The 10,631-nt window shown below is 34.9% G+C and carries 7 protein-coding genes; 3 read left to right on the forward strand and 4 right to left on the reverse strand.

Annotation, left to right across the window (positions count from 1 at the left end):
* Window positions 1-124: 124 nt before the first annotated feature.
* From J7K39_09630 to rsmG, 4 genes are all read right to left on the reverse strand, one after another.
* Window positions 125-1,585, reverse strand: coding sequence for an aminoacyl-histidine dipeptidase (locus tag J7K39_09630; protein ID MCD6180148.1), 1,461 nt, complete (start codon window positions 1,583-1,585; stop codon window positions 125-127).
* 144 nt (window positions 1,586-1,729) lie between these two features.
* Entirely contained in the window at window positions 1,730-2,452 is a 723-nt protein-coding gene (locus J7K39_09635) for a hypothetical protein (protein MCD6180149.1), read from the reverse strand.
* A 236-nt stretch (window positions 2,453-2,688) separates the two neighbouring features.
* On the reverse strand, window positions 2,689-4,065 hold the full coding sequence (locus tag J7K39_09640; GenBank protein MCD6180150.1) for an MFS transporter: 1,377 nt from the start codon (window positions 4,063-4,065) through the stop codon (window positions 2,689-2,691).
* Between the two features lie 122 nt (window positions 4,066-4,187).
* Window positions 4,188-4,808 (reverse strand): 16S rRNA (guanine(527)-N(7))-methyltransferase RsmG, encoded by a 621-nt coding sequence (gene rsmG / locus J7K39_09645; protein ID MCD6180151.1) that lies wholly within the window; start codon window positions 4,806-4,808, stop codon window positions 4,188-4,190.
* A gap of 932 nt (window positions 4,809-5,740) precedes the next feature.
* On the opposite strand from rsmG, the gene J7K39_09650 reads away from it, so the two are divergent.
* The 3 genes from J7K39_09650 to J7K39_09660 all read left to right on the forward strand — a co-directional run.
* Window positions 5,741-6,694, forward strand: a complete 954-nt coding sequence (locus J7K39_09650) for a glucosaminidase domain-containing protein (protein MCD6180152.1) — start codon at window positions 5,741-5,743, stop codon at window positions 6,692-6,694.
* 268 nt (window positions 6,695-6,962) lie between these two features.
* Complete coding sequence (locus tag J7K39_09655) at window positions 6,963-9,125, forward strand: lamin tail domain-containing protein (GenBank protein ID MCD6180153.1); 2,163 nt, start codon at window positions 6,963-6,965, stop codon at window positions 9,123-9,125.
* A 295-nt stretch (window positions 9,126-9,420) separates the two neighbouring features.
* On the forward strand, window positions 9,421-10,631 hold a 1,211-nt coding region (locus J7K39_09660; GenBank protein MCD6180154.1), incomplete at its 3' end, for an Ig-like domain-containing protein.

Below are 10,631 nucleotides of genomic sequence, written 5' to 3' on the forward strand. Positions count from 1 at the left end.
AGCTTATTCTTGTTTTTTCGGACTGCAAAATTACAGTCTTTTTTCAGAATTACAAATCTTTCTATCTAATTTTTGAAAAATAATCAGGCTATCGAAAAAACGATAACCTGATTAGCATTTAAAATTATTTTTTAGGAATATTTTTCAAAGTTTCAACTGTAAAATCCCAGAATTTCTGAACACTCTCAATATTTACTTTTTCATCGGGAGAGTGAGGGAAACGAATAGTTGGTCCAAAGGAAATCATATCCCAATTAGGATAAACACCACCTAAAAGTCCACATTCCAGACCGGCATGAATAGCAGTAACTTTTGGGATAACACCATATTTGTTATTGTAAATATCGCTCATCGCTTTCAATATTGGAGAATCAACATTTGGTTTCCATCCCGGATATTGACCATCAAAGACAATTTTAGCTCCGGCTAATTGAAATACACTTTCAATCATATTTTCTAAATCTTGCTTTGCAGAATCTACAGAGCTACGAATTAGAGTTAAAACATTTATCTTACCATTTCCTGATTTTACAATAGCTAAGTTATTAGAGGTTTCTACCAATCCTTCCATATTATCGCTCATTCTGATAACACCATTAGGAACGGCATATACCGCATTAAACAATGCTGTTTGAGTAGCAGAATCAATTAAGCTTTCAGGAAGATCGGCAGCTTCAACATCAAAAGTCATAAAAGGCTCTGTTTCCGAAAGCTCTGCTTTAAATACATCGCCACAAGCAGTAACATAGGCTTCAAATTCGCCGGCTTTATCAGCAGGAACAACAACAGTTGCAAAAGATTCGCGAGGAATAGCATTCCTTAAACTACCGCCATCAATAGAAGCCAAACGCAAACCGAATTTCGTTGCAGATGAACGTAAAAAACGATTTAATAGTTTATTTGAATTCCCACGTTGTAAAGGAATATCAACACCGGAATGACCGCCTTTTAAACCTGTAAGAGCAAGTTTATAAGCTTTAAATCCGGTAGGAACAGCTTCCTCGGTATATGTAAATTCGGCATTTGCATTTGTACCACCGGCACAACCGATATACAATTCACCTTCGTCTTCCGAATCCATATTTATTAAAATATCGCCTTTCAACACATCGCCTTTCAATCCAAAAGCACCTGTCATACCTGTTTCTTCGTCGCAGGTAAATAAAGCCTCTATAGGACCATGTACCATATCAGTGGATTCTAAAACAGCCATTGCAGCGGCAACGCCCATTCCATTATCAGCACCTAAAGTTGTTCCTTCGGCAGTTACCCAATCACCATCAACAACAGCATTAATTGGATCTTTAGTAAAATCGTGATCTATATCAGAATTTTTCTGAGGAACCATATCTAAATGCCCTTGCAAAATGACACCTTTACGATCTTCCATTCCGGGAGTTGCAGGTTTACGGATTATAACGTTTCCAACTTCATCTTTAAAAGTTTCTAATCCAAGGCTATTACCATAATTTACCATAAAATCTTGGATACGATCTTCAAATTTAGATGGACGAGGTATTTGTGTTAAACTATAAAAATGTTTCCAAATTACTTTTGGTTCCAGATTTAAAATCTCTTTACTCATATGTTTATGTTTTTAAATTTATCTTAAATTATTAAGATGCTAAATTAGCAAATAATTTAGGATTTGAATGTCATACATTCTTTAAAAACTAAGCATTTAACGTTTTTTAAATAGAGATATTTATAAACGAAAAAATAAACGATTTTATAAACGCATATTCAAATGTGAAAACTCTAAATCCAACGAAAGCTGTCTTATTCTCTTTTCATTAAGAAGAGCCTTTACAATAAAAAAGCTAAAGAAAATAGCAATATGACACATTACCGAAGGCATTGAACCTTGATAGGTCGGCAAAAAAGCTGTAATTAAAATACTGGGTATAATAAAAACCACAGAACCTATCACAAAATTACCAATTAATTGACGTTTTCTGAGATCAGGGGTAAACACCATATTACGAACAGCCATAATAAGCATGGTAAACAAACCTAATTGATAATAAAGTCCGTAAAACTGATAAAGGATATCAGCGTGATAATAGGTAGCAAAAAACTGCTGACAGCTTAATAATACAGCAGAAGTTGGTTTAGATAAAAAATATGTAATAAAGAAGAGGGCACTACCAAGAAAAGCAAATGTAATATAGCGTTGTGTTTTTGATTCTTTTGGAGAACTTAAATAAGCAAAATACACTCCCAAAGCAGGCAACATAGTAATATCGGCAAAAGACAAACGAACTAAAAAAGAATGCCCCGGAAACATACAATTAAAAGCCTCTAATAACTGATAAGTTCCCAAGAAAAATAAGATTGAAGTTATACTCTTCAGATGACTTCCGCTTTGTTTAAAGAGCAAGAAGAAATAGATAAAGGCAAATATTTCAATCAAACCCGTAAAAAGAGCTAAATATGGCGAATAAGCGTTCATTTTGATATTTTAAGTTGTTTATAATGCCGGGCAAAATTATAAAATAATCAATTCGTATGAAAATAATCCGAAAAAATACGAATCTACAAACCTCCGTCAGGAAACCGGAATCAAATTAAGCTTAGTATTGTGACTTATTTTGTATGTAAAATCAAGCTTAATCGGAATATTATTTGACATAAAGCAAAAGAGCCGACTTAAATAATAAGTCGGCTCTTTTAAATATTTTAAAGAAATTACTTTTTAATATTTGGTAATTCCAAACCGTAACCTTTTTTCTTGTCATCTGCTTTTAACATAAAAGCAACTAATACTGCTAATATTCCAAACGCCGTAAATATCAGCATAGGAACAGTATAATTGTACGATATATTTTCACCCGCTGCTTTAGCAGCAGACACTCCGGGATTTGTCTTATCTAAAACAATACCTATAAGCAATGGTACACCCATTAAACCCCAATTCTGAATCCAAAAAATTAATGAAAATGCAGTACCCAATTGTTTTTCAGGAATAATTTTAGCAACCGAAGGCCACATTGCTGAAGGAACTAAGGATAAAGCAACACCTAATAAGATAACTAATACAACAGCAACCATCCAATGATTAAATACAGGCAAGGAGAATATACCGTGAATAATCACAAGCATAGTAGCTCCAATAATCATTATAGTGGCTCCTTTACCTTTTTTATCATAAATACCACCAAAAAGAGGAGTTAAAAATAATGTTCCCAAGGGTAATAAGCTAGGGATTAGTCCTGCTAATTCTTGACTAACATGATATTTATTTACCATTAAATCGGCGGCATATTTTAGGAATGGAAAGACTGATGAATAAAATAAAACACAAAGAAGTGCAATAAGCCAAAAGCCTTTGTTCTTTACAATTAGCAATATATCACTAAACTTAAATGGATCATCAACAACAACTTCACCTTCTACTACTTCCGAAGCATCTAATTTTTTATCCATAAAAGTATAAAAGATAAATGCGATAAAGCCTGCGACTAATAAAACAAGAGCAAAAGCAATTGGAGCGGAAATTGAATCGTTGAAATAAGTAGCAATAGGAACGGGAGCAGCCATAGCCAATAATGTTCCTAATCTGGCAACAGCCATTTGCATGCCCATAGCCAAAGCCATTTCGTAGCCTTTAAACCACTTTACAATAATTTTTGAAACCGTAATTCCCGCAACTTCTACACCAACGCCAAAAATAGCAAATCCAATAGAAGCTATAACCACTTGAGATTTCCAACCAAAAATCATTGCGTCAGGTGCAAAAGTAGTCGAAATAGCATAATATTTTATACTCGCTCCAAGAACCATAACTCCAGAAGCCATAACTCCGGTAAATCTAACACCCATCTTATCAAGAATAATACCTCCCAAAATAAGCATTATGAAAAATACATTTAACCAACCATAAGCACTAGTAAAAACGCCATAATCGGTACTCGTCCACTTTAGTTGAGATTCCAACATAGGCTTAAGAGGAGACATAATATCAGTCAACATATAACCTGCAAACATGGTAATGGAGATAATCCCCAAAGCAGTCCACCGGGCAACCTTTGAGTCTCTTAATGATTGTTTAATTACTTCTGTCATATTCTATTTTTTTTATAATTTTCAAGCGGCTAATGTAGTAATTTTTTGTGGATGCAGGCGCATTCAATAAATTTGAAACAAACAAATAACAAGATTATTTTGACATATATTATCTGTATCTATCAATATAAATGAATTACCTTTTTTGTTTCAAAAAACTCTTCATCAAAGATTTGCGAAAGTTCAAAAATCTTGTATTTCTTATTGGTATGTGCTATTTCTTCTAAAACATCTCCTCCTTTAATATAAAGTATTCCATTACGGAGCTTGTTTTTTTGCTTTTTAGAAATATTATGTTCTACCCAAGGAAGAAAATCGGGTAAATTGGTAACGGCACGACTAACAATAAAATCAAAACGAATCTTTTTTACATTCTCAGCTCGTTTTTGCTCTGCTCTTACATTTTTTAGTCCAAGCTGATTAATTACATCTTGTACAACTTTTATCTTTTTACCAATGGTATCTATCAAATAGAAATTAGTTTCTGGAAACAAAATGGCTAAGGGGATTCCGGGAAATCCACCACCGGTTCCAACATCCATAATTGTAGTGCCGGGAACAAATTTTATAACTTTCGCTATTGACAAAGAATGTAAAAAATGGCGTTCAACCAAATTATCCATATCGTTACGACTAATCAGATTAATTTTTGAATTCCAATCCAAATAAAGCTCTTTTGCTTTCTTAAACTGATTTAGTTGTAGCGGACTTAAATTGGGGAAATATTTTGTTATAAGCTCAATGGAGTTTTGCATTTGGCAAAGATAAAAAAAGAAAGTGAAAAGATGCTTCTCTTCGTTCAGCATGACGGCTGTGTTCTCGCCTCCTTTTCTCCCTTTCCCCTCGTCTCCCTTTCTCCCTCTCTCCTTTTATATCAAGACGAAAGAACAGACTATTCCTCTTCTTCATTTTGCCATGACGCAAAACGAAGCAAAAAGTCTAGGACAATCGATGGCTTTCCAGCCTCTGCCGTAATGATGATTTTTTAACGCCATTCTTGGTAAAATAATTGACTAAAGTAGTTCAGAGTTTTTCGCTTTATTTAAAATTCAGTTTTTTATTTCCAAACGTATTCAATGTCATTATTTTAAAACGCAAGCGGTATGGCGAAAAATCAATCATTCCGTCATTCACCGCTCCCGCCGGCCTCCACGATTGTCCAAGCCACCCACATAACTATCGGTTCAATACTCTCAACTACTCACCATCATTTTATTTTCTATCCTTTTTTTATCAAATCGAAAGAGGCAGGAGAAGCTTAGAGAAACGGTGAAGTTTACAGCTTGCCTGTAAAATCACACCGCTGAACTTAGCTTATCCAACGAAGTCGTTGCAGATAAAAAACAGCCTTGATCCTTCCTGCATGCCTTGGCAGACAGGTATTTCTTTCGTATCAAGACGAAAGAATAGACTATTCATCCTCTTTCTTATTTTATCACCAAAAACAAAAAAGATGCTTCTCTTCGTTCAGCATGACGGCTGTGTTCTTGCCTCCTTTTCTCCCTTTCCCCTCGTCTCCTTTTCCCTACTCAACCTCAACCTCAACCCTTGTCCGTCCCCTGACGGATCAACCTTATCACTTCCACATTATCAACATCCTCACATTAATATCTTTCTTCTTTCAGAGCAATTACAACTTATATATTGCCTTATTTTGTATTATAAGATTGATATTATGCAAAAATCCTTAAGCTTTTTTTTCGCCTTATTACTCTCGGTATCGGCTTTAGCGCAAACAGACCGTGAAGCTTATATAAAAAAATATAAAGCTACCGCAGTTAAAAAAATGAAAGAACATGGCATTCCGGCAAGTATAACATTGGCACAAGGAATTTTGGAGTCAGGTGCAGGAAAAAGCAGTCTTGCCATTAAAGCCAATAATCATTTCGGAATAAAGTGCCATAAAGACTGGAAAGGCAAAACATTTATTATGGACGATGATAAAAAAAACGAGTGTTTTAGGAAATATAAATCTGCCGACCAAAGTTTTGAAGATCACTCTAAGTTTTTAACTACTCGTGACCGTTATGCTTTTTTGTTTGAATATAAAATAACCGACTACAAAAAGTGGGCACGCGGTTTAAAAAAGGCCGGTTATGCCACCAACCCCAAATATGCACAAATGCTTATTAAAGTCATTGAAGAAAATAATCTCAGTCGCTTTGACAAAGTCAAAAATTACAAAGATTTAGTAGACGAAGAAGCAAGTGTCGCAGTATCTAAAACAGATTCTAAATACCCCGAATATTTAGATAAATCAACAGAAGATTTCCATCCCATATCCATATCTTCTACAAATAGAATTATTTATGAAACTAATGGCGTTCAATATGTTTTGGCTCTACAACAAGACAGCTGGAAAGTAATAGCCGAAGAGTTTGGTTTTTATACTAAACAAATACTCGACTTTAATTCCGCTAACAAAAAAACACCTCTAAATCCCGGCGATCGCGTTTATATTGAAAAGAAAAATAAAAAAGCTGATGTTTTATATCACATCGTTCAAGAAGGTGAAACTTTACAAGGTATTAGTCAGAAATATGCCGTTAGAACAAAATTCATCAAGAAGCTAAATAAAATAAAACGAAACGAAGATTTAATTGCAGGACAACGATTAAAACTGAGATAGACTGCAATAATATTCTAAAAAATTACCAAAATAGTCCTTATTCCCACACACTTTCCATTTATTGGAATAATATTCCATTATATACATCACATTTAGTAAGGAATTATATTGACTAATCCTAAATATGGACATACTTTTGTAGTCAGCTTGGAGATTTGCATTTAAAACTAAAGCATAGTAAGCACAATAGCAAGCTCCGAACTTGGAAAAAAGGATTAAATATTACGGTTGTTTAACCACATTAAACCGTAAGCAAAAACATAAAAAGATGAAGAACTCAATCAATATTATTTGGAGAGATACCATCAAATCCTTTGGTCTCAGTCTAAGCTTAATCATTCTACTGATTACCACCCCCTCTTTCGGACAAACAGTAAATAATTTTAAATCTTCTTCTCCAAATGGCGAAAACATCATCATATCGATGATGGAAAATACCATTCCTAGAAAAAACAGTTATATTCAGATTTATAACGCTGATGTTAATATAATAAATCTGGAAAACTGGAGTCTAATTGCTATTGCTAACGGAAATGAAGTTTGCACTTGGAGCTTAAGCGGAACTATTAAACCCGGAGAAAGCAAAACAGCCGGAAGTAATAGAAATAGGAATTTTAGTCCCGACTTTACTAATTCTTCGTGGAAGAATGGTAACAACAAATGGGATGGTAAAGACGATGGTGCTAAACTCTACTATAACAGTAATTTAATTGACAATGCCTACAGCACTACAAACTGGAGTGACGGCGTTTTACTAAGAAATGAAGATATCGGAAATGCAAACACAAACTTTACCGAATCGGAATGGAGTACTTATTCCACTTCTTTTGACGAAACATCTCACAACTGCCGATTACCAATTATTGATATTGGACCGGGATTATGGAGTGAGCTAACTACCGACTTTGCAAAAGGAGCAAGTTATAATATTAAAGGAGATGTAGAAGTAGATATTGCCAATCCTGCCGAATGTTATTCTATCTATATTCAAAAAGATAATACGCTATCCGTAAGACCATTAGCAGCACTAACCATAAATAAAAACTTAAATAATTATGCCGGCAATGCAGCATTTACCATAAAAGCTAATAGCAGCGGAAGCGGATCGGTAATAATTTACGGCATTAGCGACAACGGCACTATGGAACAATATTTTGACGATATTAAACTACAAAATTGGAAATTTATTTCCTCTCCGGTCAGAAATGCCAAATCGGCCATATACGAGAACGATTACCTGATGTATTATTACGAACCTCAAATGCGCTATGTAAGCATCACTCCTTCCAATGTTAGTTTAAAAGTTGGCAGAGGATATGCGGTAAAAAAATCTCAAGATAGTATAGAAAAATACGAAGGAATATTCAATAGCGGAGAAGTTAAAATACCAACGCTAACCAACACTCTCGGCGTCCCTTATTCAACAGACGGATATAGCGGCTGGAATCTGATAGGAAACCCTTATACATCTTCTATCGACTGGGACAAAGTTGAGCTTCCTTCCAAAGTAAACGGACAAGTGAGTGTTTGGGTAATGCATACCGAAAACGGCGAAACAGTTTACGACTGGAAAGTGTGGGTAAAGAGCTTTTGGAGCATATTTGGTTTTGGTGATCCCGAAGCTCATTATATAGCTCCGGGCGAGGGCTTCTTTGTATTCTCAAACGACATGGAAAATATAAGTTTCGACAGCTCCGTTCAGCTTCATCATTTTACCGAAAACAACACCAAAAATGTTCCCACTCCCGTACTAAACGAAGCTATGGAAATTAAAGCAAGCGGAAATAATTTTAGCAGCAGTTTTTATCTCAGATTCTTAGACGACGCCAAATTCGATTTCGACCCTCAATTAGATGCTTTTAAAAGACTTAGCGAATCAAAAAAATTACCTCAGATTTATAATAAACTGGAAGAGACAATTTTAGCCGCAAACAGCATTCCTCATCCTGCCGAAGATGATATTCTTCACTTAGCCTTTACTTGCGGAACAGAAGGAGCCTATAAATTAGATTTTATTGGAATAGACGGATTTGATTACGAACAAAATTTTTACCTAAAAGACAATATTAGTGGAGAGATTACAAACCTTCGACAAGAACAAACTATAGAGTTTAACTATAAATTTAGCGACCCCGAAAATCGATTCGACCTTTTATTTGGCTTAGTAAGCGGAACCAACGATTTAGAGAAAGATAAATTTGGAACCAATATCTATCAATCTGCCGGAAATATTTATATAAAAACCAACTATCCGCAAAAACAAAATCTTAAAGTTGAAATAAAAAATTTATTAGGACAAAGCGTTTATTCCTCCAAAACTATTAACGATTTTACAAACGGCAAAGATCTAAATCTACCAAATGCCACTTACCTTGTTAGTATTATTGATAAAGACTACTATCTGACTAAAAAAGTGGCTGTTTACAAATAAAGTCGGAGTGCGATTTAATTTTCTATATTTTTAGTCGAAGGCGACTTTAAGTCGCGCCCCGACTAATAAAAAAAGGTTGTTTATAAATAGGTATTATTGTGCATAAATAGTTTAAAACCTATGAAGTTACTCTAAGATTTGATTGTAAATTTGTAACTGAAGAATTCTGTTTATAAGACTCCGATATTTGCGGACTCTTAACATGTACTAACCTGATAAACAATCTATTATAGCAATAGTTTTGTTCTCGGGTTTTATTGTTTTAAATAGAACTTGAACATTAAAAATATATGCGATGCAAACAAATTATTATTCCATACTTTCTTCTAAAATTGTTAAGAAACCATGGCTTATGGTTTTTTTGGTTTTTTTCAGCACTCTTTTCTTTACGGCAAATTTAAAGGCACAGACACTTTTAGACAATTATGATGGTACTGATGACCTTACTTACACAACGGAAGGAACATGGTCTATTACCGGTGGACAATACGAGGGACAAAACGGAGGAGCTTCAACCCCGGAACATAGCTACGCTTCTTATGATCTTTCAAATTCTTTTTCCGGCTACATTTTGGACAAAGCAAACACCAATACTTGGTTTGGATGGATAGACTTAAATAATGATGTGGTCTCAGGATGGGGTTCTACTAATAAATCTGCAGGAATGGTTTTAGCCGCAAACTCTTCAGATTTTAACGCCACGACAACAAGCGGTTATGCTGTTGTACTTAGAAATAATCCTGACGAATTAGTCATTATCCGTTTTGATAATGGGATTACTTCAGGAGCAACCAACTTGCCAGATAATTCTACAGAAATAGTTTCCAGTGGTTACACTTATGCCGATTCTGACAATGGTGTAAACTTTTTTGTAGAATACCTTAGCGATGGCACTTGGAAAATTTCTTACTTGGCTGGCGCAAAACTCTCAGATGCAAATGCTGTTGACAAAGCTCAATACACCGGTGGTGATGACACTTCATTAAGTGCTGAAGAAACCTATACGGGTTCTACTTATAAATATGCAGGCTGGGTTTACGCACATGGAAGCACAACCAATACATCATATTTTGATAATTTTGGTGCTAGTTATACCGATAATTTACCACCTGTTGCAACTTGGGATCCTGCTGATGGAGATATTGGAGTAGCTGTTGATGGAGATATAACGATTACTTTTAACGAGGCCATTCAAAATACTGATGGAAGTGCAATAACAGACCTTAGCACTCTCATTACACTTAAATTAGATGATTCAGGTGGTGCCGATGTGAGCTATTCTGCAACTATAGATGGGACAAATACCATAATCACAATAACTCCTGATGTAGATTTAACCAACTCTCAGCTGTATTATGTTGCCATAGCAGCTGTTGAGGATGCAAACGGAAACGAAACCTCTGGGGAAAGTATTTCTTTTACAGCTATTGGACCTGAGCCAACTAATGATCCTAATGATAAGAGTATAACGGATATTACTCATATAGATATTACCATTAACTGGAG

This window comes from Bacteroidales bacterium (assembly GCA_021157585.1).
Taxonomy (GTDB): domain Bacteria; phylum Bacteroidota; class Bacteroidia; order Bacteroidales; family UBA12170; genus UBA12170.

Coding starts and splice junctions, on each gene's coding strand:
- J7K39_09650 (MCD6180152.1), top strand. CDS start 5,741: ATGCAAAAATCCTTAAGCTTTTTTTTCGCCTTATTACTCTCGGTATCG.
- J7K39_09655 (MCD6180153.1), top strand. CDS start 6,963: ATGAAGAACTCAATCAATATTATTTGGAGAGATACCATCAAATCCTTT.
- J7K39_09630 (MCD6180148.1), bottom strand. CDS start 1,585: ATGAGTAAAGAGATTTTAAATCTGGAACCAAAAGTAATTTGGAAACAT.
- J7K39_09640 (MCD6180150.1), bottom strand. CDS start 4,065: ATGACAGAAGTAATTAAACAATCATTAAGAGACTCAAAGGTTGCCCGG.
- J7K39_09635 (MCD6180149.1), bottom strand. CDS start 2,452: ATGAACGCTTATTCGCCATATTTAGCTCTTTTTACGGGTTTGATTGAA.